Source organism: Prosthecobacter fluviatilis, assembly GCF_055388355.1.
Genome location: NZ_AP043782.1, coordinates 3,948,394 through 3,973,562, shown reverse-complemented (window position 1 = coordinate 3,973,562; position 25,169 = coordinate 3,948,394). Strand labels below are relative to the sequence as shown.

Here is a 25,169-nt window from a genome sequence, read left to right as displayed (position 1 = left end):
GTGTATGGCTGGTGTCAACCAGCTGCGCTCACAAGAGTTGCGTTCAACGCTCCAACCAGAGAGCACTGCGCCGAAAATCCACGGTCAGGCGCGTGCCCTGCCAGAAGCGTGAACCGATGCGCTTGGGCCCTGGCATGACATACAGGGTGGCCCCAGGGTAGGTTTCTCCGCACAGCGTCGTCGCAGGCACTTGGATTGTGCGCGCTCCCACTTGGTCCGCCCGGACACTGCCGCCCACACCGCTCAGGATCAAACCTTCGCCCATGCTCATGCCATCGTGCGCATGGCCCAGACGGGCGGCGGTGCTTTGATCGATCACGATGCCCCAGGTCGAGCCCGAATCCACCACCGCATCCCAGGAGACTCGGCCAGAGCTGACACGAATGACGGGCATGCCGTTCACCCAGCGCAGCGGGGTACGAGTCGCCATGCTGCGGGTGGGCTGGAAAGGCCGTGAAAATCCCAGCTCCACGCTGTTGCGTTGATAATCAAGAGTCATGAAGCTGCAATGCCTGCGCAGGTGATCCATGCCCAGAATAGCGCTGCCGATACCGCCGGGCCTGAAGCCGGAAATACCACGCACCAGACAAGGCACGTCCGTGGTGTGCCATAGGCCGAGGTCCATCGTGCTCATCACCGCCTGGCTGGCCCCGGCAGTGCCATGCACGCCTCGGATCTGGAGCCTGCGGCCGCCGGAGGGCAGGAGACCACAGCCGGTGGCCACGTCAGGCTCAAAAACACTCAGCGTGGCGCCAGTGTCCAGCAGCAGAGGGATGGGGGGCAGGCCGTTGATGCTGGCCATGACATGCGGCGTCCCTGCACGCAGCTGCATCGGCACCGCCACGTCCGCTACGGGCCCCTGCGGCATCACCGGCGGGTACGGCAGCATGCAGGACGGCAGCAAACACACGATCCAGAGAACGGGCAACGTTTTCATGCAGCGGGGCGGGATGTTCGCGCCAATCCATGCGCACAGATCCCTCCGTTCTGTAAAATGAGACGATGATTCGTTCAAATCGCACACAAATTCTTGTGCCGTGCGTCGTACTGTCGGAGACTTTCGTTTTTTCAGTTCCTTCCATTCTCTCCTGATCTGAATGACCGCCTATCTGATCCGCCGCCTTCTGCTCATCCCGCCGACGCTCATCGGCATGACGCTGGTGGTGTTCCTCATCATCCGCTTCACGCCCGGCGGTCCCATGGAGCAGGCGCTGCTGGAGGCGCGCATGAAGACCGAAGGCCAGCGCGGCGGTGCCGGTCGTCAGCAGTCCAGCGGCCTGACGCCCGCCCAGCTGCTGAAACTCCAGGAGCAGTACGGCCACGACAAGCCTTTCCTCATCGCCTACGCCGCATGGCTGGGTGCCTGGCCCAAGGAAACGAACCGCTCCCGCGCAGACTTTGCGGAAGGCAAGACGGAGACCGAGGTGAAAATCCCCGGCACCGCCAGCGTGGCGAAGGTGAAACGCAGCAGTGACAACAGCGCGGAAATCCTGCCTGACAAAGACCTGGATCTCTCCTCCTGGCGTGCGCGCATCATCACCCCGGAACAGCAGAAGGTGGAATGGGAGAAGGCCAATCCCGGCCAGAAGCTGGACAAGCCGCAGCCCTACGTGGCGCTGATCTACCAGCCTAAGTTTGCCGGCGTGCTGGAGGGCAACCTGGGCGACTCCACCCGCTACAGCGAGCCGGTCTGGACCATGATGAAGCGCCGCTTTCCCATCTCCCTCTTCTACGGCATCGTCTCCATCCTGCTGACCTACCTGGTGTGCATTCCGCTGGGTGTGTTGAAGGCCATCAAGCACCGCACGCCCACGGACACCGCCACTTCAGTGCTGATCTTCTTTGGCTATGCCATCCCGGAGTTTGTACTGGGCGTGTTTCTGATGGTGATCTTTGCCGCGCGCCTGCGCTGGTTTCCGCTGGAGGGCTTTGTGAGCTCCAATTTTTCGGAGCTGGGGTTCTTCGGCAAAGTTTATGACCTCTTCCACCACGCCTTTCTGCCGCTGTGCTGCTACATGGTGGGCAGCTTTGCCGGCCTGACGATGCTGGTGAAAAACAACCTGCTGGACCAGCTGGCCAGCGACTATGTGCGCACCGCCGTGGCCAAGGGCGTGGAGTACAAGCGTGCCGTGATCGGCCATGCGCTGCGCAACTCCTTCATCCCCGTGGGTGCCACGATGGGCCAGGCACTCACGGTGCTGGTGGCGGGCAGCTTCCTGGTGGAGCGCATCTTTGACATCGACGGCTTCGGCCTCATGGGCTTCAACGCCCTGCTGGAGAAAGATTACCCCATCGTCATGGCCACCGTCACGGTCAGCGGGCTGCTGCTCATGCTGGGCAACGTGCTCTCCGACATGATCACCGCGCGGCTGGACCCCCGCATTCGTTTTGAGTGATGAACCGCAAACTCTCCATCGCTGCCATCATCGTCGGTGCGCTCGCCATTCTCGGCGAGCTGTGCGGGCTGCTGCTTCCCACCGTTTCCTGGTTCTTTGGCGTCGGCCCAAAGTTTGGCTGGGCCAGTTCTGTGCTGCTCATCGCAGGAGGCATTCTCGGCCTGCGGTTTTTACCGCGTGAGATCCGCTGGACGCCGGTGACGTTGCAGCGCTTCCGCCGTTTCCGCAGCATCGGCCGCGGCTGGTGGTCCTTCCGCATTCTGCTGGTGCTCATCGCGCTGGCGCTGCTGGATCAGGCGCTGGTGGGCAGGCGCGCGCTGATGGTGCGCTGCGATGGCAAAACGTATTTCCCCGCCTTTGTGCAAAAGCGCTATCAGTCGCAGGACTTTGGCATGAGCGGAGAGCAGGAGGCCAACTACCGCGAGCTGAAGGAACGCCTCGCAAAGGAGAAGCGTGGCTTTGTGCTGATGCCGCTGGTGCCGTGGGATCCCGTGCTGGACACCGACTCGCTGCAGTCCATCGCCCTGGAGCAGCGGGATGGGAAATGGTACAAACCCGGCGATGCCGAGCCCTACTCCGGACGCGCCCAAACATTCTACACCGACACGCCGGCGCAGAAGCACATGGACAGCCGTTTCCGCCACGGCGTGCCGGATGGTGAATCCCTCGGCTACACACGCACTGGCGCGCTGGCCGTCTCCGCCTTCCACAAGGCGGGAGCCAAGGAACGCGAAAGGTGGACCGGTGAGATGCCGCAGGAGGAGTTTGAGAAAGCAGCGACCACGTCCTACCAGATGATCGTTTATCCGGCCATTCCGCCGCTGTGGAAGGCGGGACACTACCTGGGTACGGACAGCCGCGGCTGGGACGTGCTGGCGCAGATCTACGGCGGCTGGCAGCTGAACCTGAAGGCGATCCTGCTCTACATTCTCTTCACCTATGGAGTGGGTACCCTCATCGGCCTGCTCATGGGCTATCTGGGCGGGGTGTTCGACATCGCCATGCAGCGCTGCATTGAGATCCTGGATGAGCTGCCCTTCCTCTACATCGTGATGATCCTCATCAGCATCATCGGCGTGGCGAACATGAACCTGCTGGTGCTGCTGGGGGTGATCTGCTTTTTCTCCTGGACGAGCCTGACCTATTCCCTGCGCGCCCTGGCCTACAAGGAAAAAGAACGCGACTACGTCTCCGCCGCGCGCCTGCAAGGGGCGAGCACCTGGCGCATCCTCACGCGCTACCTGCTGCCCAACATGCTGGCCACCATCGTGACGAAGATCCCCTTCAGCGTGGCCGCCATCATCTCCTCCCTCACCGCGCTGGCCTTCCTGGGCTTTGGCCTGCCTGAGACTTATCCGCAATGGGGCTGGCTGTTTGACGACGGCACCAGCCATCTCTCCGCCGTGTGGATCTCGCTCTCGATGTTCACCGCCATGGTCTTCATCCTCCTGCTCGTCACCTTTGTAGGCGAGGCGCTGCGCGAGGCTTTTGACCCGAAGAAGTTCACCACCTATCAATGATGCCTGCCGCACCACGTTCTCTGCTGGCCCTCTCCGCCGCGCTGCTGCTCGGCGGCGCGCTGCATGCCGCAGACTTCCCGCCCTATGACGGCACCAAGGAGCGCGAGGCCTTCTGGAGCTTTTACAACAAGAAGGTGCTCGCCGATCTCCAAGGCCAGGAGAAGGACCTGCCAGGCCTGATTGCCAAGGAAACCGACACCGCCAAAAAGGCCGAACTGGAGACCCAGCTGGCCAGCGTGCGCGAGCGCCTGAAAAAACCGGAGTACTTCACCTTTGCCAAGCCGGAGGACGTGCCGGCAGATCTGAAATGGGAGAACGGCATGGACGAGCCGGAGATCGGCGACTCGCATGCCAAAAAAGGTGGCACCATGCGCCTGTACATCCTCTCCTTTCCGCCCACGCTGCGCGTGCTGGGAGAGAACAGCAACAGCTCCTTCCGCGGCTATCAGTACGACGATGTGGAGATGGGGCTGATCAGCCTGCACCCGGAGACCGGTCGCGTGATCCCCGCCATCGCCAAGGAATGGGCTGTGGCACCGGACAACCGGACGGTGTACTTCCGGATCGACCCGGACGCGACCTTCTCCGACGGCACGCCGATCGAGGCGGACGACTTCTTCAACCAGTTCTACATGCAGCTGAGCGAGTACCCGAAGAATCCCTTCGGCAACCAATGGTACTCGGAGAACTACGCCAACATCACCCGCTACGATGCTCGCACGCTTTCCATCTCGCTCACGGAGCCCAAGCCGCTGGCGGCCTACTACGTGAACACTTCGCCGATGTCCCGGCGGTTCTACTCGGAGTTTGGGCCGGACTTTGAGCAGCGCTACCAGTGGCGCTGCCGGCCCACCTCGGGACCCTATGTCATCCGCGAGGAGGACATTCATTTCGGCAGAGACATCACCCTGACCCGCGTGAAAGACTGGTGGGCGCGGGACAAAAAATTCTCGCGTTACCGGTTCAATATCGATCACATCGTGTACCGCGTGGTGAGGCTGCAGGAGAAGGTGATGGAGCTCTTCCGGCAGGGCGAGATCGACGTGGAGGAGCTCATGATGGGCATCCCGGAATACTGGTATGAGCGGATGGAGATCCCCGAGGTGCACAAGGGCTACATCCAGAAGACGAAATTTTACAATGTCTGGCCGGGCTCCCACGCAGGGCTGTGGCTGAACTGCGCCATGCCGCCGCTGAACAACAAGGATGTGCGTCTGGGCCTGAGCTACGCCACGAACTACCAGAAGGTCATCGACTTTGACCTGCGCGGCGACTTCCAGCGCCTGACCTGCTTCAGCAAAGGATTCCCGCTCATCGGCGACCCGCCCATCACCGCCCGCCCCTTTGATGTGGAAAAGGCACGCGAGCATTTCGCCAAGGCCGGATACACCAAGCTGGGCAACGACGGCGTGCTGATGAACGACAAGGGGGAGCGCCTTTCGCTGACCATCCTGCACCGCAAGGTGGAGATCGTTCAGCGTGTGATGCAGCGCCTGAAGGAAGAGGCGCTGAAGGCTGGCGTGGAGTACAAGCTGGAAGGCCTGGAAAGCACGGCCTACTTCCAGAAAGCCACGCAGAAAAAGCATCAAATAGCCTCTGTGGCCTTCAGCGTGACTCCGCCGATCCCCGACCATTACCAGGCCTGGCACTCGAAGGACGCGCTGATGGAGGATGGCAAGACGCCCAAGCCCAACACCAACAACCTCTCCTGCTTTGCCGATCCGCGCATGGACAAGTTCTGCGAGGATGAACGCCACGCGACGACGATCGAGGAGATCCGCAAGGCTTCCTGGGGCGCGGACCAGATCATCTACGACGAAGCGCCCTGGATCCCGGCCTACGAGCAGAACTACTACCGCTGCGCCTACTGGCGCTGGGTGAAGTGGCCGGAGAAGACCTTCAACGTGGCCGTGAGCGAGCTGCCGATGTCCAACCACGTGCACTGGATCGACGAAGATGTGAAACGCGAAACCGAGGCCGCCATGCGCAGCGGCAAGTCCTTCCCGGAAACCGACCTGGTCTTTGACCAAAACCTCAAAGCAGGAGGAGCGAAGTGATGCCGGCCCCGATCCTAGACGTACGCAATCTGCGCGTCGGCTTCCAGACCGACAACGGCCTGCTCACCGCCGTGGATGACGTCAGCTTCAGCCTGGAAGCTGGCAAGACGCTTGGCCTTGTGGGCGAAAGCGGCTGTGGCAAAAGCGTGACCTCCATGAGCCTGATGCGCCTGCTGCCCCAACCGGCGGGGCGCATCCTGAATGGTCAGGTGCTGCTGGAGGGGAGGGACCTGGCCACGCTGCCGATCGAGGATATGCGCAAGATCCGTGGCAACGACATCGCCATGATCTTCCAGGAGCCAATGACCGCGCTGAACCCCGTGGAGCGTGTGGGCAAACAAATCATCGAGGCGATCCAGCTGCACGAGCCCACCACGCCGGACAAGGCGTTGAAACGCGCCGTGGAGCTGATGGAGTGGGTGGGCATCCCCGCGCCGGAGCAGCGCGTGAACGAATACCCGCACCAGCTCAGCGGTGGCATGCGCCAGCGTGTGATGATCGCCATGGCCCTCTCCTGCCACCCGAAGGTGCTCATCGCCGACGAGCCCACCACAGCGCTGGATGTGACCGTGCAGGCTCAGATTCTGGACCTCCTCAAACGCTTGCAGAAGGAAACAGGCATGGCGGTCATCCTTATCACCCACGACCTCGGCGTGATCGCCGAGACCTGCGACGATGTGGCCGTGATGTACGCCGGACGCATCGTGGAGCGCGGAGCGGTGCAGGACATCTTTGCGCGTCCGCTGCACCCCTACACGCAGGGCCTCATCCGCTGCCTGCCCAAGCTGGATCACCCGCCGAAAACCGCGCTGCCGGTGATCCCTGGCATGGTGCCCAGCCTGAGCGAGATGCCCGTTGGCTGCCGCTTTGCCTCGCGCTGCCCCAACAAGCACAGCAGCGACGTCACCTCCGCCCGCCAGCCCTGGAAGGAATGCGGCGGCGGCCACGGCGTGGAAGCCTGCGCCTGCTTTGCCTCCCAACTCTCTGCGTCATGAGCCTTCTCTCCGTACAAAACCTCAAGATGCACTTCCCGGTGCGCGGTGGCGTGTTTTACACGACGAAGGCAACATGCAAGGCCGTGGATGGCGTGAGCTTCGAGCTGAATCCGGGCGAGACACTTGGCCTTGTGGGCGAAAGCGGCTGCGGCAAGAGCACTGTGGCGCGCTCTGTGGTGCGCCTGCTGAAGCCGACCTCCGGCGGCGTGAATTTCAATGGCACGGACATCTCCACACTCTCGCAGAACGCATTGCGTTCTGTGCGCCGCGAGATGCAGATGGTCTTCCAGGACCCTGCGGAGTCTCTTAATCCACGCCACACGATCGGCCAGATTTTGGAGGAGCCTTTCGTGATTCAAAAGATGGGCACCCGCGCGGAGCGCGGCGAGTGGGTTGCTGAGCTGCTCCAGCGTGTGGGCCTGCCGGCAGATGCGGCGCATCGCTACCCCTTCGAATTCAGCGGCGGCCAGCGTCAGCGCATTGGCATCGCCCGCGCACTGGCTTTGAAGCCCAAGCTCATTGTCTGTGACGAACCCGTCTCCGCGCTGGATGTCTCGGTGCAGGCGCAGGTGCTCAACCTGCTGCTGGAGCTGCAGCGCGACTTTGGCCTGGCCTACCTCTTCATCGCCCACGATCTGAGCATCGTGAAGCACATGAGCGACCGCGTGGCAGTGATGTATCTGGGCAAGATCGTGGAGCTGGCTCCTGCCGCTGAGCTTTATCAGAACCCACGCCATGCCTACACCAAGGCGCTGCTGGATGCCATCCCGGTGGCGGATCCCGCGCAGCGCCGCACGCGCCAGCTCCTGCGCGGCGACGTGCCCTCTCCGATCAATCCGCCCGCCGGCTGTGCCTTTGGCCACCGCATGAAGCACCCGAACTGGCAGCAGAGCGTGAGCATGGACCTCACGCTCAAGGAGATCGCGCCGGGACATTTTGTGCAGCCTTGCCCGTGCTGCACGTGATGGGACTTGCCATGTGCTATGTGCTCTGGAGCATAGGCGGCTTCTTATGACGATTGACGATGTCTGAACAGACATTCCATGTCCATGCTGTCACACTCGGCCTAGGCGATGACCTGGAGCTGCTGGAGTGCCATGGCTTTCCCGAGGTGTCGAGCCTGGGAGACAGGCCCGGACGTGCCGCCGTGGGATTGCGCACCAAGATCGCCACGCTGCTGGCAGATGCCGAAGCGGTGCCTGCGGCCTCGCTGCACCGCCGCATGACGGGCAAAGACGCACGGGTGGAGCAGCTCACGCTCAGGCTTGAGCCGGCCAAAAAGCGCGCCGACTGGAAAGAGCCGGTGGAGCTGCGCTTTGACTACATCTCGTGGACCGAAGCGGAGGATCTGCACCTGGCCTTTGTGCCTGTGCTGGGCGTGCAGGTCATGGCCGCCAAGCCGGAGCAGATCCCTGCGCGTGTGGAAGCGCATGTGCGGCTGACGCTGGTGGACCGGGTGAAGAAGGTCACCCTGCAGAGGCTGGTGGTCTCGCAGTGTGTGAAAACCCTGCATGTGGATGCCCTGAGCGTCACGGCGGCCATCCCCACTCCACGACAGCTGGAGATGGAAAAAGAAGGCGAGAAGCAGACCAAGTCGATGCTCAAAGAGGTGGCGCTGAAGTTCACACGGCACCACACCGCGCCCGGGTTTGAACTGGAGGCCACGCTGCACCTGCTGCGCGAGTCCCTGGATGCGCGGCAGCCGGCCAGCGTGCTGCTGATCGGTCCTGCCGGTGTGGGAAAAACGGCTGCGGTGAGGGAGCTGGCACGCACCAGCGAGAGAAATGTGTGGAGCACCAGCGGGGCCCAGCTCATCGCGGGCCAGTCTGGCTTTGGGCAGTGGCAGGAGCGCTGCCGGGAGCTGTGCCGTGAAGCTGCAGCCACCAAGGCCGTGCTGCACCTTGGCAGTCTTCTGGAACTGATGGAAGTGGGGCAGCACAGCGCCAATGCGCAGAGCATCGCCAGCTTTCTGCGGCCGTGGATCGCGCGCGGTGAGCTGCTGGCCGTCGCCGAATGCACACCGGAGCAGCTGGCGGTGATCGAGCGGCGGGATCCGCACCTCGCAGGCGCCTTCATTCACGTCCGTGTGTCCGAACCTGCACCGGAGGTGACGCGCAGGATTTTGGGAAGCGTCTTCCACCATCTGGCACGAAAGGACAGCGACCACGCGCAGTCCGCAGCCGCGCTGGACTGGCTGCACCGCCTGCACCGGCGCTACGCCACCTATTCCGCCAATCCGGGGCGTCCCATCCGCTTTCTGACCACGCTGGTCACAGAGCAGCCCTCAGACCAGAAAACGCGGCTGACGCCGGAGCAGGTGACCGCCGCCTTCATGCGGGAGACGGGTCTGCCGGAGGTGCTGCTCAGGGATGAGCTGCCCCTGGACCTGGACACCACACGCACATGGTTCACGCAGCGCGTCATCGGGCAGCCAGAGGCGGTGGAGGCGGTGCTGGATCTGCTGGCCACGATCAAGGCGCGGCTGAACCGCCCCAGACAGCCGCTGGGCTCCTTCCTGTTTGTGGGCCCCACCGGCACCGGCAAGACGGAGCTGGCGAAGTCGCTGGCGGAGTTCCTGTTTGGCAGCGCCAGCCGCCTGGCGCGGTTTGACCTCAGCGAATTCAGCGATGCGGTCTCGGTGCAGCGCCTGATCGGCGGCATGGGCCAGACAGAAGGCCTGCTGACCGCGCGCATTCGCGAGCAGCCTTTCAGCGTGCTGCTGCTGGATGAATTTGAGAAGGCGGACCCGGCGTTCTTTGACCTGCTGCTGCAGATGCTTGGAGACGGGCGTCTCACGGACGCCGCAGGCCGCACGGCGGACTTTTGCAACACGGTCATCATCATGACCTCCAATCTGGGCGCGCGTGAGTTTCAGCGTGGCTCCATGGGCTTTGCCTCCGATGGGCAGGGTGATGATGGCGGCGCTCACTTCGACGAAGCTGCACGGCAGTTTCTGCGACCGGAGATTTACAACCGCCTCGGAGGCATCCTGCGCTTCCGCGCGCTGAGCCGGGACCTCATGCTGCGTGTCACGCGCCGGCATCTGGACCTCCTGCGGCAGCGCGATGGCATACGCCTGCGCGATGTCGATCTGCGTCTGGGCCCCGGTGTGGAGGAGCATCTGGCGGCCCTGGGGCATGACCCCAAATACGGCGCCAGGCCGCTGAAGCGTGTGCTGGAGCGCACGCTGATGGTGCCGCTGGCGGAGGTGCTGAACGAAGTGCGCCACCGCCAGCCGCTGGTGGCCACCGTCAATCTGAACAGGGGCCGGCTGGTCATCGAGGTCCGGCAGCGTCAGGCAGCCGAAGATGCCGCAGCCACCCGGCGTGCAGTGGAGCTGGCGGATGACGTGCTGGCTGCCCGCCGGCGTCTGTCCAAACTGGCGCGCAGCAGCACGGTGTCGGCGCTGGAGAATGAAGTGCCGCTGCTGGCCCTGCTCGAACGTCGCGGAGCCAAACGCGGCTGGCTCAGCCCGGAGGAGCAGACACGCCTCGTACGGCTGGGGCATCTGCGTCGCGCGCTCGCAGAGCTGGAGACGCTGGTGCAGCGCATGGACGCCCTGGAAACCGAGACGCTTGGCACTTTTCACCTGGCGGGTGGTTTTGACGCCACCACGCTGCAGCAGAGCCAGTCTGAAATCCAGCACGACAGGCTGCGGCTGCAGCGGGATTTTTTCCGCTTCAGCTTCCCTCAGCCGGACGAGATCGTGGTCGCCATCTACAGCGAGCACCGCGACTGGATGCAGCAGCTCATCAGCATCTATCTGGATCATGCCACCGCGCTGGGTGGCAGGCTGGCAGGGTTTGAGTTTGTGCTGCCTCCTGCCGGACGTGATGCGCCGGATGCCCAGACCCGGCGCGAGCCGGCGAAAAAAACTGAAGAACCGATGGCAAAGCCGCCCGGCGGTTGGGTAGGAGCGATCATGCACCTGCGCGGGGATCTGTTTCACCCGCGCTTCAAGCAGGAGACAGGTCTGCACGAGCTCGTGAGCAAAGGAGTGCGGCGGCTCTGCCTTGTCGAGGCCGCTGCCACCAGCCTCTCCGACTACGTGACGCCGACAGGGATTCACCGCGCCGGGTTCATCACAGACAAAGGCGTCAAACCGCAGCGCCTTTTCAATGTGGATGAGCAGAAGATCACCGACAGCATGATGGGTGAGTCGGCCTGGCCACGGCCTGAGCCGGAAGCGGCCATGCGCCGCCTCATCGAAGCACGCCTGACGCAAGCCGTGGAGGACATGGCATGACCATCACACTGCCCATTTATGTGGAGGAGCACCCGCGCGGCAGCGGCGAGGCCCCTTTGTTTGTGGTACGCCCGCTGCAGCAAGATGAGCCGGTGAGGAAATCCGAAAAACTGCAGCGCGCGCTGACGCAGCTGCAGACGGACCTGCATGCCAGGCTGCTGGAGATGTCCCGTGAAACCCGCCACGACGAACTGGCTCGCTGGTGCCTGCTGCCGGAGTATGAGAGCACTACGCTGGACCTGCGAATCGAGCTGAAAAGCGGCTCCCACCACCGGCGCTTTTTCATGGTGGGGTATGAGGGGCTGGGCCGCAGGCTGTGGTTCACCCCCAAGCTGCCGGGGCTGCACTTTGAAGTGCTCAAGGACCAGCGCCTGAACGAACGCGCCGCCGAAGTGCTGACGCATCATTTTCGTGAGCTGGAAAAGAACGGCGACGCCGTGGATCTGGATGACCATGCGCTGCCCACCCCGGGCAAAGCGCGCCTGACCCTGATCGAGGTGAAGGTGAAGCCTGTGCTGAATGCGCTGAAGAAAAAGACGTCTGAACGGAGCTCCATCTTTGGCGGCGATGATGCCAGGCTGGATGGCGAAGCCGAACTGCGCAAAACAGGCCGCCTGCTGAACACGCTCTATCCGGATGATCTGCCGAGGGCGGTCGGGCGCGATGCGGTGGTGGCCGATCTGGCGCGCTGGCTGCGCCTGCCGGACAAACGCGCGATCCTGCTGGTGGGTCCGCGCCAGGTGGGCAAGACAGCCGTGGTGCAGGAGTTTGTCTGGCGCATGATGGCGGACAAAGAGTGGACACGCCGGCGCAATGTCTGGCGGGTATCTCCCATGCGCCTGATCAGCGGCATGAGCCACGTGGGCCAGTGGCAGAAGCGTGTGCAGGCCATCTGCGACCATGTGGAGCGCAGCGACGCCGTGCTTTGTCTTGAGGACCTGCCCAGCCTCTTCACCGCCGGCAAAAGCGCAAACAGCGACATGAACGTGGCGCAGCTTCTCAAGCTGCGGCTGGAAAAGCGCTCCATGCGCGTGCTGGCTGAGATCACGCCGGAATCCTGGCGCGTGCTGCAGGAGCGGGACCGCGCCCTGGCCGACCTGTTTCATGTGCTGCCTGTGCCGGAACCGGCAGAGGCGGACACGCTGCGCATTCTGGTGAGCGTGGCGCGCGAGCTGGAGCGCGAGCATGACTGCTCCTTTGCGCTGGATGTGGTGCCGACGAGCTATGAACTGCACCGCCGCTTTGCCGGAGACGCGGCTTTTCCGGGCAAGGCCGCGAGCTTCATGCACAGGCTGGCGGTGAAGCACGCCGGCAAGCCCTGCGACCGCAGTGCGGTGCTGGAGGAATTCCGCGAACGCAGCGGCCTGCAGCTTTCCATGCTCGACAACAGCCAGGCGCTGGACCGCGACAGCATTGTGCAGGCGCTGCAAAAGCAGGTGTCCGGACAGGACCCGGTGCTGCATGCGTTTGCCGATGTGCTGCTGCAGCTGAAAGCGCGGCTGAATGACCCGCGGCGACCGCTGGCGGCTTTTCTCCTGCTGGGCCCCACCGGCGTGGGCAAGACCCAATGCGCGAAAGCCTTGGCGCAGCATCTGTTTGGCCATGAGGACCGGCTGCTGCGCTTTGACATGAACGAAATGGTGGACGCCAGCGCGGTGCTGCGTCTCACGGGCACTCCCGCCAAGCCGGACGGCCTGCTGACAGGCGCGATACGCCGCCAGCCCTTTTCTGTCGTGCTGCTGGATGAGATTGAAAAAGCGGCACCGGAGGTCTTCGACATGCTGCTCGGCGTCCTGGACGAAGGCCGGCTGAGCGATGCGCTGGGCCGCGTGGCGGACTTCACGAGCAGCGTGATCCTGCTCACTTCAAACCTTGGTGTAAAGGAGGCGGGCTCACGCATCGGCTTCAGCGGCGACGCCCAGGAGACGGAGCTGGAGGCATCCTACATCAAGGCCGCAGAGCGGTTCTTCAGGCCGGAATTCTTCAACCGCCTGGACCGTGTGCTGCCTTTCCGCGAGCTGACGCGCGAGCATCTCTCCGCCATCACCAGCCGCCTGCTTGCCGAGGTGCTTAAGCGCGACGGCCTGCGCCAGCGGCAGTGTTTGTTCAGCTTCACAAGCGCAGCCGCAGAGAGGCTGGCGGAGCTGGGGCACCACCCGCAGCTGGGCGCGCGTGCTTTGAAGCGCGTCATCGAGCGCGAGGTCGCGCAGCCGCTGGCGGCAGAGCTGGCGGCGCGCATGCCCGGCATGCCGCTGCGCATGGAGCTGCGCTGTGCAGGCGGCCGGTTCTCCCTGCACACGCAGACACTGCAGCCGGTGCCGCGCCAGGTGTACTGGCCCGAGCGTCTGTCCCGCGAGGATGTGGACAAAAACACCGTGCTGGATGCCGCCCATGACGCTCTGGACCGTCTGAGCGACCAGATCGAGCTGCATGCGCCCAAGGGCACGGTGGAACTCAGCGCCCTCACCGCCGCGCAGGAACGCTATTACCACTGCCGCGAGCAGGTGAAGAAAGTGGAGCGCCTGCTCAGCGCCGCAGAGGCTTCCATGAATGCCAAACCCTCCAGGCAGAGCCGCGCGATGTCCGTCTCACGGGCAAGGCCGGTCAAGATTCTGGTGCGCCAGTATTTCAGCGGCAACCCGCGCTTTGACCGCGAGAGAGACGCGGAGCTGCATGAGAGCCAGCTCGCAGAAATCGAGGCCGGAGAGCATGACATCATCGAGACGCCGCTATTTGCAGCATTGCGCGAGCTTTCGCTGCTGGAGCTGATGGCCTCAGAGCCCTATCAGGATGAAGCCGTGTCCTGGGTGATTCGCGGGCAGGGCGTGCAGTCGCTGCTCATGGCGCTGGAGTTTCGGAAACAGGTGCAGACGCTGCTGAGCAGCCACTGGGGCACAGCCGTGAAGCTGCTGCCCGACAGCAGCGAATCGCACGAACCTTTTCAAATCGGCCTTGAAGCCGCCGGGCTCAACGTCGCACACCTGCTGCAGCCGCTCACCGGAACCTGGCTGCTGAATGACGCTGAAGGCACGCTGCACATCCTGACGGTGGGCATGGAGCCAAATGCACCGGAGGAGGCAGCGGCGCAGGAGGTGCCGCTGGTGATGACCCTGATGCGCGACCGCCGCCTGCTCTGCCACCGCACCGGCCTGCTGCTGGCGGAGGATGCCGATGCAGAGGCCTTCCGTGCGTTTCATCTGCCCGCACTGCCGCTGCCTGCGGAGCTGCTGGGACTGCTGCAACCCCAAACCTGAACCCCCGCCCATGGCCACACATGTTTATCCTGTCCTGCTCTGGCGTGATGCCGGCGGCGGAGTCACGGGCGTGCTTGTCGGGGATTACCGCAGCGCCACCGCCTATGCCGGCACTCCGCAGGAAGTGCTGCGACAGCTGGGTGATGCCCTGGACTGGCGTGCGGAGCATGAGTCATGGAGCATCGGCCCGGAGCTGGTGGAGCCACAGCTGCGGGAGGTGAAGGTGGATGTGCGGGCGCAATACAAGGACGAGACGGAGCATCGCCTGATCCCGAGCCCTGAGACCATCACTCTGCGCGTGCCATGCGTGACAGGAAAGGCGGAGAACGGCCTGGCAGTATGCGAGGTGCCGGTGCTGGACCTGCGCTTTCATTTTCATAATGAGGCGCAGCTCAAGGACCTGGTGCGGCACTACGTGAAAGACCACCTCACCGGCACAACACCCGCGGCGCTGACCCTGAAACTGCCGCCGCGCGGAGTGTGGCTGGACAAGGTGAGCGTGCGCGACCTGCAAAGCTCCGCCCGCCAGACACCCATGCGCGAACGCGAGGACATGAAGGTGCTTTTCACCGTGGCGGATGCGCTGCTGCATGAGCGCGGCCACCAGTCTGCGGCCTATGGCCGGGAGGGGCTGGTGATGGCACTGATGAACAAGCTGCAGCACGAGCGCGCCCATGTGCTGCTCGTGGGCGAACCCGGCTGCGGCAAGAGCACCATCCTGCACGATGCAGCACGGCGCATGGCGCGGCTGAGCACGGATGAAGAAGACGACAAATCCATGCGCACCTGGCGCTGCTGGCGCGGAAGCGGCGCACGCATGATCGCGGGCATGAAGTATCTCGGCCAGTGGGAGGAACGCTGCGAAGATTTCATCCGGCGGCTGAGCGAGATCGAAGGCATTTTCTGCGTGGAGAATCTGCTGGAGCTGCTGCGTGTGGGTGGCGCCGAGGCCAATGACAGCGTGGGCGCATTCCTTCTGCCATATCTGCAGCGCCGTGAGCTGCACATGGTGGCCGAGGCCACGCCGGCGGAGGTGGATGCCTGCCGCCGCCTCATGCCAGGTTTGCTGGACGTGTTTCAGATCGTTCATGTACCGCCCTTTGACGACGGCGGGGCCCGCTCGGTGCTGGAGCGCGTGGCGCATGCCTGCGCAAGCTCCGGAAGGCTGGAATTTGAAGCGGGCTGCGTGGGCCTGGTGCACCGCCTCTTCCGGCGCTTCCAGCCCTATGCAGCATTTCCAGGCCCCGCTGCGGCATTCATTCGCAAACTGGCCGAACAGGCGGCACGCCAGCCCTTGGAAGAGCGCAGTGTTTCGGCAGACGATGTGATGGCGCTCTTCATCCAGCAAACCGGCCTGCCGGAGCTGCTGCTGCGCGATGAAGTGCCGCTGCCTCTGGAAGACGTGCAGGCGGCTCTGGCGCGGCAGATCATCGGCCAGTCCGCTGCAGTGGACGCTGCGGCGCGTGTCATCACCAGCATCAAGGCGGGCATGACAGATCCTGCGCGACCTCAGGGCGTGCTGCTTTTCTGCGGTCCCACCGGAGTGGGCAAGACGGCGCTCGCGCGGGCGATGGCGGAGTTTTGCTTTGGCGCAGGTGCGGAAAAGGAGCGGCTGGTCCGTCTGGACATGAGCGAGTACAGCGGCTGGGGCGCCGCCAACCGCCTGCTGCACTCCCCGGAGGGAGATGCTGCCTCATGGATTCAGAAACTGCGCCGCCAGCCCTTCAGCGTGCTGCTTTTTGATGAAGTGGAAAAGGCCGCCGCAGAAGCCTATGACGTGCTGCTGGGCCTGCTGGATGAGGGCCGCCTCACAGATCGCTTTGGCCGGGTGACGGACTTTCGCAGCGCGATCATCGTGATGACCTCCAACCTTGGCGCCAGCTCCAAAGGAGCCATGGGTTTTGGCTCCGAAAATGCCACACCTGGCTTTGAAAGCGCCGTGAAGAAATTTTTCCGGCCCGAGTTTTTCAACCGCCTGGATGCCGTGGTGACCTTTGACCCGCTGGCGAAAGAGCATGTGCGGGAGATTGCACTGAAGGAGCTGCAGGAACTTTCCACCCGTGAGGGCCTCTCTGCCGCAGGACTGCAGCTGGCGTGGAGCGACGCGCTGCTGGCCAGGCTTGTGCAAGACGGTTACGACCACCGCTTCGGCGCGCGCCCGCTGCAGCGGGCACTGGAAAGAATGGTGGTGACGCCACTGGCCAAGTGGCGTCTCGAACATCCGCAGCGTCAAAGCGGCACCATCACGGTGACGCTGAGCGAAGACGGCTCAACGCAGCTCCAGTGGTCCTGATGCTGATCAGTGCGCCGTGGCCTTCTCGGCACCGAGGCCGGTGTGGGCGCGGACGGTGAGTTCGGCATACTTGGCCTCAGCCTCGAGATCGCGCGGAGTGAGGATGGTGCCGAGCCAGGCGGCGAGGAAGCCGACGGGGATGCTGACGATGCCGGGGTTTTCCAGCGGGAAGATGGCGCCAGCCTTGCCGAAGATGCCGTTCGGGCTCAGCAGGATGAGGAGGATGGAGGAGAGCAGGCCGACACTGAGACCGGCCACGGCTCCAGCGGTGTTGAAGCGCTTCCAGAACACGCTGAAGATGATGACGGGCAGGTTGGCGCTGGCGGCCACTGCGAAGGCGAGACCGACGAGGAAAGCGGTGTTCACGCTGGGGCCCAGAAAGATGGCGATGCTGATGCTGACGGCACCCACGCAGAAGGCGGTGATGCGTGCCACTTTCACTTCCGCGCCCGGGCGGTTCTCCTTGCCGTGATGGATCACGTTGGAGTAGAAGTCATGCGCAAAGCTGGCGCTGGCGCTCATGGTCAGACCGGCGACAACGGCAAGGATGGTGGCAAAGGCCACGGCGCTGATGAAGGCGAAAAACAGCTCGCCACCGAGGAACTTGGCCAGGATGGGGGCGACCATGTTGGTGTCCGGTTTGCCGGCGATGGTGATGAGCTCCTTCTTGAGGATGGTGGCGGCGCCAAAGCCGAAGAAGGTCGTCATGATGTAGAAGAGGCCGATGATGGCCATGGCCCACACCACGCTGGAGCGTGCGGTCTTGGCGTCCGGCACGGTGTAAAAGCGCACCAGGATGTGCGGCAGGCCTGCGGTACCCAGCACGAGGCCGAGGCAGAGGGAGATGAGGTCCAGCGGGCCCCATGGGCCGGCCTTGGCCACGCCGTATTTCAGACCGGGCTCCATCAGATTTTTCGGGGTGTCACTGCCGCCGTAGTCGGCATGAGAGACGGCCTCAAAGAACTTGGCGAAGCTGAAGCTGTGATGCTTGAGCACGAGGTAGCTCAGCAGCATGGCGCCTGCAATGAGCAGCAGGGCCTTGATGATCTGCACCCAGGTGGTGGCCAGCATGCCGCCGAAGACCACATACACCAGCATGAGAATGCCCACGCCGATCACGGCCGGTGCGAACTCGATATTGATCAGACGCTCGATGATGCCGCCTGCGCCCACCATCTGCGCGATCATGTAGATGGTGGAAACCGTCAGCGTGCTGAGGGAGGCCAGCGCGCGCACCGGGCGCGGCTTGAGGCGGTAGGCCAGGAGGTCGGCCATGGTGTACTTGCCCGCGTTGCGCAGCGGCTCGGCCACGATGAGCAGCACCGTGATGTAGGCCACCAGGAAGCCCACGGAGTACATGAAACCGTCATAGCCGGCAAAGCAGATCATGCCCGAGATTCCAAGGAAGGAGGCGGCGCTCATGTAGTCGCCAGCCACAGCGAGGCCGTTCTGCCAGCCAGTGATGCTGCGGCCTGCTGCGAAGTAGGCGCTGGCGCCGGTGTTCTTTTTAGCGGCGTAAAAAGTGATGAGGAGTGTCAGGCCGACGAAGGCCAAGAACATGATCTGCGCGATGGTCATATAGAAAAGATAAAAAATTAAAGATGAAAGATGAATCAAAGCTTTCGCTTCGCCTGAATGACAACGGTGGTCATGATTGCATTGAGTTCGGATGCCTCCTGAAAAAGATCTTTCAGTCTGGCGGGTTTAAGCAGCTTGTGATCCTGGATAAGTTCAAGCCAAAGCGTGGTTTCTTCGAGTTCTTGGATGGCTCCTTCGATTTTGCTGATGAAGTCCTTGGGCGACTTTGGCCTCTTGCCTTCCCGAGTCTGGGCTGCAACAGAAGTGGCAGAGCGCAGTACCTGGGGACCAAATACCTTTGTCAGGTCGTTCTTCGGCAGCGCGAGGTGCATGTTGATGATTCGTGAGGCGAAAGTCTTGGTGCGAACTGGCAGGTCCGTCATAGAAAGCCCCGGTGGTGTTTTATTTTTTAGTTTTTATCCTTCATCTTTCTCAATGGTGTCCGTCGATCACCTCAGCGGCCGCCTTGTCCCACTTGGCCGCGACGCGCACGTAGATGAAGGCCATGATCCAGGCCATGAAGAACTGGGAGAGCGCAAAGACGTAGGCGATGTTCACCTCTCCCCAGACCTTCTGCTTCATGAGGTCCGGGCAGTAGCCCACCAGCACGGGAAGCGCGAGGTAGTAGATGAGGAAGAAGATCGTGGCGGGAATGATGAAGGCCTTTTTCCGCGCCATCAAAGTGCGGAATTCCGGCTTCTCCTCCAGCTTTTCCCAGTTCACAGGTGTTTTTTGGCTCATAATCGGGCGCGAGAGTATGGAGACAGACGCTGGATGGCAAGAGTGGAAAGCACCGGAGGTGAAAATGCCTGTTTTTTCACTTCTCCAGAAAGTGGCGTCTCCATAAACGCAGGCTTTAGGCATCCTTTGACCGGCTTGTTCCTTGAGCAGCGAATGTCCCTGCTGCAAAGGTGTGCTGAAATGGAAGCTTGGATCGTCATCGGACTGCTCATCGTCGCCGTCATCGCCTTTGCCACGGAGAAAATCTCGGTGGATCTCGTCACGCTGTCACTGCTCTGCGTGCTGGTGATGTGCGGCATTCTCAAGGCTGACCGGGCCTTTGCGGGATTTGGCGACCGCGTCATCATTCTGCTGGCGGCGATTTTTGTCATTGGTGCCGCGCTGCGGGAGACGGGAGTGCTGGACATGATGGGCGGTTTTCTGGCCCAGACCTTTGGCACACATCCCAAGCGGCTGATGGGCTTCATGATGGCCGTGGTAGGCGGCGTCTCCGCCTTCATGAACAACACGACTGTGACAGCGGTGTTTGTGGGCCCGGTGATGGGCCTCGCGCGCAAGCTGCGCATCCCGCCCTCCCGCCTGCTGATGCCTCTGGCCTTCGCCTCGCTGATGGGAGGCACCTGCACGCTGATCGGCACCTCCACCAACGTCGCCGTGAGCGGGGCGATCTCCAAGCTGGGTTTGGAGCCGCTGCGCATGTTTGAATTCACCGGCATCGGTCTCGTGCTGATGCTGACTGGCATCCTATACATGGTTTTCATCGGCTCACGCCTGGTACCTGAACGTGACAAGGCTTCGGCTTTGGCAGGTGATGCCATGCGTGACTACTTCGCCGAGGTCATGGTGCTGCCTAACTCACCCCTTGTGGGGCAGGCAGCCTTTGACTCGGATTTTTCCGCCATGGAGTTCCAGGTCATGAAGATCCGCCGGTCTGACCAGACCTTTGATGCCACGCCAAAGGTGCGCTTTCAGGAGGGCGATGTGGTGCTCGTGGCCGGCAAGGTGGAAAACCTGATCCGGGTGAAGAAAATCGAAGGCATCGACATTCTTGAAGATGTCACGCTTCGCAGCTCCGGCATCGATATGAGCGATGCGCAGGTTGCGGAAGTCGTGCTCACGCCGCGCTCCGCCTTTGTGGGGCGCTCCCTGCGTGAAAACAACTTTCGTCAGCGCACGGGGCTTTCAGTGCTGGCTTTGATGCGCGGCGACCGTTCGCTGATGCACCACATGGCGGCTGAAAAGCTGCGTGCCGGAGACGTGCTGCTGCTCCAGGGGCCAAGCGACCGCTTCCGCGCCTTTGAGGAGGGCAATGACATGATTGTCATCACGCAGTATCAGTTCAGCGCTGAGACAAGGCGTCGCGGCTTTGTGCTGCTGGGCGCTTTTGTGATGGCCGTGATCGCCAGCAGTGTGGGCTGGGTGCCTGACGCAATCGCCTTTGTGATGGTGGCCATGCTGGCCGTCTTCATGCGCTGCATCAAGCTGGAGAACGCCTATTCCAACATTGACTGGCGTCTGCTCATCCTGATCGGTGGCATGATGGCCTTCGGGGAAGCGATGCAGACATCCGGTGCATCGAGCATGATCGCAAACTTCATCACCGGCTGGCTGCAGCCCATGGGGGTCTTTGCGGTTTTCGCCGGCTTCTGCCTGCTGACGATCCTGCTCACCCAGCCGATGTCGAATGCTGCTGCCGCACTGGTGGTGCTCCCCGTGGCATTGCAGGCGGCCGCCACCATGGGGGCCAATCCACGCAGCTTTGCCATTGGGATCATGCTCAGCGCCTCCGCATCCATGCTCACGCCGTTTGAGCCCAGCTGCATTCTCGTCTATGGCCCGGGGAAATACCGCTTCTCAGATTTCATCAAAGTGGGCGGGGGTTTGACACTGGTGATGCTGATCGTCATCCTGGCTACGGTGCCGGTGTTCTGGCCGCTGAAGTAGCGGAGTGAGCGGGCCATGATCCGCAACTCTCAATGCGGCAGACGAATCCTGGCATGATCGACTCCTGTTCCCGTGAGATCGCTGCTGATGTAATCAAGATAAAGGACGAAGGGCAGGGCTGAATCCATGTCTGCCTGCGTGGGGCAGAATGGCTTTGCAGTTCGTTGGCTAAGCGCGCCTTCAAATTCCAGAGAATCATTTCTGCTTAGTTCGATGTGGGGAGGCTTGCCCCGGGGGATGAAATGCAGGGTCAGATAATTTGAATCCTCATTGCGCCAGGGGATGCGTGACACATAAGCATCATAATGCCTGATCCAGTGATCCGCAGGAACCAGCGAATCCACTGGCACAGGCACAAGAACGACGTGGAGATCCGTTGTGGGCCGCTTCACAAGCAAGGAGCGGTTGATGCGCAAAGAGCCTCCTCCAAATGAAAGAAGAAGGAGCGCCCCCAAGACTGTGCCAGAGAGAAACGGCTTCAGGCTGATGCGCATGGGAGGTCTGAGACGCGAAAAATTTCTGGCTGAGAGACGATCCAATTCATCTCAAACGAACTTGTTCCCAGCTCTTATGATTGGGGTGAACGAGGTTGTTTGAATCCTCATATCCGTAAGTACTGCGAACAACTTCAACAAGTGGGTTCCGCCTTGGATTTACAAGGGTTCCACGGGGACTCGGCGTGTGAAAGGATCCGGCAGGAATTGTGAGCGGAGTGGAACAACCCCGGGTGTTCAGGGTTGCTCTCATGACCTGCGGTTTTGTTCGTGTGGTTGTTCACGACTTGTTCGCAGCAGTTCACGGAGGGCGGGATTGCCGAGCGCGGCCTGTGCCGCCTCCACCTCGGCGTCTTTTTTGCTGCGGCCTGTGCCACGCCCGAGCTGTGTACCCTGCCAGGAAACGACGGCGATGAAGTTTTTGGCGTGATCCGGCCCTTCGGCTCCGACGATTTCGTAGAGCGGTGGCTCCACTCCCACGGACTGGATGAGCTCCTGAAGCTGTCCTTTGGGATTGGAGTCCAGGGGGCCGCGGTTCAGGGCTTCAAGCTCCTCGGCAAACAGCCGTGCGGCAAATTGATGAGCGGCATCGGTTCCGGCATCAAGGTGAATGGCGCCTGCGACGGCTTCGAGGGCGTCTGCCAGTGTGGACTCACGGTTGCGGCCGCCGTTGGCTTCTTCGCCACGCCCCAGGTGCAGATAGGTGCCCAGTCCGATGCGCCGTGCGATGCGTGCCAGCGCCTTGGTGGAGACAAGCTGGGCGCGTGCCTGGGTCATCACACCTTCATCGGCCTGTGGGAGGCGCTGAAAAAGCATATGGGAGAGGGCAAGCTGCAGAACGGCATCTCCGAGAAATTCCAGGCGTTGATTGTCGGATTGAGCGCGTTGGTTTTCGTAGCCGACGCTGCCGTGAGTGAGGGCTTGCTGCAGCAATGCGGGATCGCGAAAGGTATGGCCAATGACGTGTTCCAGCGGTTCCATGTATGCTTCTTTTCTAACCGGAAGTACGGTGCCACTCCATGAAAAAAGTGGGGTGACCGACGGGATTCGAACCCGCAACAACCAGAATCACAATCTGGGGCTCTACCGTTGAACTACGGTCACCATCTCTCGCTAGGAGGGGAGGATATTAGACGTTCGGGACGGATATGCCAGCGAAAAAATGGGGGGGAAGTTGAGAGAGGGCTCGCGCTGCTGGGGCTGGGCTGTCATTTGCGCCGCCAAAACCAGACCCTGGGAAGGGCGAATGCGGCGGCGATCAGCACGGTAAGCACGCCGATCATGGCTGTCATACCCAGGGTGATGAGGCCACGATTGCTGCCCGCAGCCAGGGCACCGAAACCCAGGCCGGTGCTAAGACCGCAGTAGGCAAGTGAGCGGCCGAGGGAGGCGACGCGCTCACGGGTCATGCCTGGCTCGCGCAGGGAGTGCATCACATGGATGGTGAAATCCAGGCCCAGACCGAGGCAGAGAGGGACGGCAGCGACGCTCATAAGATTCCAGGTGAGACCCCACGCTGACATGCCGCCGAGGAGAATCCAACCGCTGGCTGCCATGGTGAGGAAGGCAAAGACGCGCTCACGCCAGCCATGGAACACCAGCAAAAACAGGATGCCAGCGATGACAACGGTGGGGACGCAGACACGCAGGATCTCATTCTTCAGCAATGGCTCCAGCGAGGTGCGGAGAAAGGCCCAGCCGGCAGCATGGGCCCCGGGAGTTTTTTCCAGCTCGTGCAGCACGGGGGCGTTTTCCATGCTGTGCCCCTGGGCCAGGCGGGCGGAGCCGATGGCCATGAACCCGTGTTTGTCATGCTGGGAGACAATGCCGCCGAGGTTTTCGAGCACGACGGGCTTGGGCCACAGAGGCAATGCTGTCTTGGCAGCCGCCCAGTCCTGCCATTGCTTGAGTACCTTTTGAGTCAGGGCGTAGGCGACGTCTGTGAAGCCGGCGGCATCGACTGCCTGCCTGAGCGCATCTTCATGTGCGGAAAGGGTCTGCAAAGCGGCGAGGTTTGCCTTTTGCGCTTCTGCATCAGGCACGAGTGCAAGCGGCAGCAGCCGGGCTTCGACTTCAGGGCTGTTCAACATCTTCCGGGCAGCGATGATGCTCTGGCGCAAGGCGGCGGTGCTGTGTGCCGCGAAGACGAGGGGGACGTTGCGCCCTGGTTCGGTGCTGCTTTTCAGCATGCTTTGCTCGACGCTGTCGAAGACGTCGAAGGCCTCGCTTTTTTCAGGGCGCAACACGGCGGAGCCAAAGTCCATCTTCGGCAGGCCCTTCCAGCCAATCACGGCGGTGGCGGCCATGAGGGCAATCATGACAAGCCACACCATCACCCCCTGCATGCGCATGGCCAGACGAAGCGTGCCATGGTGTTCCTCGAGTTTGCCTGTGGTCATGCCCAGCGGCAGAAAGCCAAAGATCATGACCGCTGCGCCGATCAGCACCCCGAGCGCGGAGAGCACGCCGAGCTGGGCGACTCCGGGAAGCTGGCTGAGACCCAGCATGGCAAAGATGCCGGCGATGCTGACTGCGGACCAGGCTACACTGGGCAGCGCGCGGCGGCAGATGCTGCCAAAGCGCTCTCCTGGGTGCTCGCGTGCCACATGCAGGCCGAAGACGCCGAAGTCTTCGATCAAGCCCGTCAGGATCGCGGCGAAGCCCATCGACATCACATTGAGCGAGCCGTAGATCACGCCTGCCGTACCAAGTGTGAGCAGATTGGCGCACAGAATGGCGAGCAGCAGCCAGAGCAGCGGCTTCACACTGCGGTGCAGCAGCCAGAAGAGGAAGCCGACGATGAACGTGACGGCGCCGATGGACTGCCGCATGTCACCTTCCATGCCGGTGGCGATTTCCGCCTGAAACGCCGGATCTCCGGTAAAGCCTATTTTGACACCTGTGAGCTCGCCCTGCTCTGGCAGCCATTTTTCCCGCACCTCGGCTTTGATCTGTGTGAGCCAGGTGTTGGCAGCACGATAGTCTGCGAGCGCCTTTCCGGGTGGCGTGACAAACAGCAGGCGCAGTGTGCCGTCGGCGCTGCTGAATTCATCGCTCATGAGGCTGCTCATGTCGCCACCGTCGCTCAGGAGAGCCAGGGCTCCACGTGCGAGGCCGAGCGGATCGTAGCCGGTGAGCGTGGCGTTTTGCAAATCCAGCGAAGCACCTGCGGCCTCTCTGGATTTGGCGAGCAGAGCGGGGACCGATGCGGGATCGAGTGAGGCAATGAGTCTGGACACCTGCTGCTGCGGCGCATTGAGCCAGAGATAGGCGACGACCTCCGCGATGATTGCAGGATCTGACTGCAGCAGGGATTTGCTGCGCACGCTGGCGCACAGCTCTGGCCTGGCAGCCAGATGCTCTGCCAGAGCATCTGCAGTGACTTCAACGAGCGCCGGATCCTCTGCCTGCACGGCGATGAGGAGCAGGTTGCGCTTTTGCTCCCTCAGCAGGCGTGTGCCCTGCAGCCCTGGCAGCTCCTGCGGCAGCAGGCTGAGGGGATCGACGTCGAAATCCAGCCGCGAAACGCCGAATGCTCCCGCCATGATGACGAGCAGTACGAAGAACAGGCGAAGCGAGGCGGATTTCATGAGCGGCTGAAAGAAGCGGAGCCAGCCGGGAAGTCCACTGTCGAATGTCTTGACGTGTTCA

Annotated in this window: 16 protein-coding genes and 1 tRNA gene; 9 read left to right on the top strand and 8 right to left on the bottom strand. The window is 62.4% G+C overall.

All coding sequences use genetic code 11. From position 1 onward, the window contains the following. Positions 1-43: 43 nt before the first annotated feature. Entirely contained in the window at positions 44-937 is an 894-nt protein-coding gene (locus ACZ5WW_RS15500; RefSeq protein ID WP_377171812.1) for an aspartyl protease family protein, read from the bottom strand. Positions 938-1,097: 160 nt separating this feature from the next. Between ACZ5WW_RS15500 and ACZ5WW_RS15495 the strand changes: the two genes are divergently transcribed. The 8 genes from ACZ5WW_RS15495 to ACZ5WW_RS15460 are packed head-to-tail and all read left to right on the top strand — an operon-like array spanning position 1,098 to position 16,761. Further along, positions 1,098-2,396, top strand: coding sequence for an ABC transporter permease subunit (locus ACZ5WW_RS15495; RefSeq protein WP_377171810.1), 1,299 nt, complete (start codon positions 1,098-1,100; stop codon positions 2,394-2,396). Further along, complete coding sequence (locus ACZ5WW_RS15490; protein ID WP_377171808.1) at positions 2,396-3,916, top strand: ABC transporter permease subunit; 1,521 nt, start codon at positions 2,396-2,398, stop codon at positions 3,914-3,916. Before ACZ5WW_RS15495 ends, ACZ5WW_RS15490 begins: the two co-directional genes overlap by 1 nt. Further along, positions 3,913-5,973 carry an extracellular solute-binding protein gene (locus ACZ5WW_RS15485; protein ID WP_464694158.1) on the top strand — a complete coding sequence of 687 codons (2,061 nt, stop codon included), beginning with the start codon at positions 3,913-3,915 and terminating at the stop codon, positions 5,971-5,973. Before ACZ5WW_RS15490 ends, ACZ5WW_RS15485 begins: the two co-directional genes overlap by 4 nt. After that, positions 5,973-6,968 carry an ABC transporter ATP-binding protein gene (locus ACZ5WW_RS15480; protein ID WP_377171804.1) on the top strand — a complete coding sequence of 332 codons (996 nt, stop codon included), beginning with the start codon at positions 5,973-5,975 and terminating at the stop codon, positions 6,966-6,968. Before ACZ5WW_RS15485 ends, ACZ5WW_RS15480 begins: the two co-directional genes overlap by 1 nt. Further along, positions 6,965-7,933, top strand: a complete 969-nt coding sequence (locus tag ACZ5WW_RS15475; RefSeq protein WP_377171802.1) for an ABC transporter ATP-binding protein — start codon at positions 6,965-6,967, stop codon at positions 7,931-7,933. Before ACZ5WW_RS15480 ends, ACZ5WW_RS15475 begins: the two co-directional genes overlap by 4 nt. A 59-nt stretch (positions 7,934-7,992) precedes the next feature. After that, a complete protein-coding gene (locus ACZ5WW_RS15470; RefSeq protein WP_377171800.1) occupies positions 7,993-11,214 on the top strand; it encodes an AAA family ATPase in 3,222 nt (1,073 codons plus the stop codon). Then, positions 11,211-14,468 carry an AAA family ATPase gene (locus ACZ5WW_RS15465; protein ID WP_377171798.1) on the top strand — a complete coding sequence of 1,086 codons (3,258 nt, stop codon included), beginning with the start codon at positions 11,211-11,213 and terminating at the stop codon, positions 14,466-14,468. Before ACZ5WW_RS15470 ends, ACZ5WW_RS15465 begins: the two co-directional genes overlap by 4 nt. 10 nt (positions 14,469-14,478) lie before the next feature. Next, entirely contained in the window at positions 14,479-16,761 is a 2,283-nt protein-coding gene (locus ACZ5WW_RS15460; RefSeq protein WP_377171796.1) for an AAA family ATPase, read from the top strand. 6 nt (positions 16,762-16,767) lie between these two features. Here the strand turns inward: ACZ5WW_RS15460 and ACZ5WW_RS15455 are convergent, their stop codons facing one another. Genes ACZ5WW_RS15455 through ACZ5WW_RS15445 form a run of 3 tightly spaced genes read right to left on the bottom strand, consistent with a single transcriptional unit; the run spans position 16,768 to position 19,080 of the window. Next, positions 16,768-18,339 carry a solute symporter family protein gene (locus ACZ5WW_RS15455; protein ID WP_377171794.1) on the bottom strand — a complete coding sequence of 524 codons (1,572 nt, stop codon included), beginning with the start codon at positions 18,337-18,339 and terminating at the stop codon, positions 16,768-16,770. Positions 18,340-18,374: 35 nt separating this feature from the next. Then, entirely contained in the window at positions 18,375-18,722 is a 348-nt protein-coding gene (locus ACZ5WW_RS15450; protein WP_377171792.1) for a four helix bundle protein, read from the bottom strand. Positions 18,723-18,771: 49 nt separating this feature from the next. After that, positions 18,772-19,080 (bottom strand): DUF485 domain-containing protein, encoded by a 309-nt coding sequence (locus tag ACZ5WW_RS15445; protein WP_377171790.1) that lies wholly within the window; start codon positions 19,078-19,080, stop codon positions 18,772-18,774. A 180-nt stretch (positions 19,081-19,260) separates the two neighbouring features. Between ACZ5WW_RS15445 and ACZ5WW_RS15440 the strand changes: the two genes are divergently transcribed. After that, positions 19,261-21,024 (top strand): SLC13 family permease, encoded by a 1,764-nt coding sequence (locus ACZ5WW_RS15440; protein ID WP_464694157.1) that lies wholly within the window; start codon positions 19,261-19,263, stop codon positions 21,022-21,024. A gap of 29 nt (positions 21,025-21,053) precedes the next feature. On the opposite strand, the gene ACZ5WW_RS15435 is transcribed toward ACZ5WW_RS15440, so the two are convergent. From ACZ5WW_RS15435 to ACZ5WW_RS15420, 4 genes are all read right to left on the bottom strand, one after another. Then, complete coding sequence (locus ACZ5WW_RS15435) at positions 21,054-21,518, bottom strand: hypothetical protein (protein WP_377171786.1); 465 nt, start codon at positions 21,516-21,518, stop codon at positions 21,054-21,056. 249 nt (positions 21,519-21,767) lie between these two features. Further along, positions 21,768-22,499, bottom strand: a complete 732-nt coding sequence (gene rnc, locus ACZ5WW_RS15430) for a ribonuclease III (RefSeq protein WP_377171784.1) — start codon at positions 22,497-22,499, stop codon at positions 21,768-21,770. A 48-nt stretch (positions 22,500-22,547) separates the two neighbouring features. Continuing rightward, positions 22,548-22,622, bottom strand: a tRNA-His gene (locus tag ACZ5WW_RS15425). 104 nt (positions 22,623-22,726) lie between these two features. Beyond that, positions 22,727-25,108: an MMPL family transporter gene (locus ACZ5WW_RS15420; RefSeq protein ID WP_377171782.1), complete on the bottom strand. Its 2,382-nt coding sequence runs from the start codon at positions 25,106-25,108 to the stop codon at positions 22,727-22,729. Between the last annotated feature and the right edge of the window lie 61 nt (positions 25,109-25,169).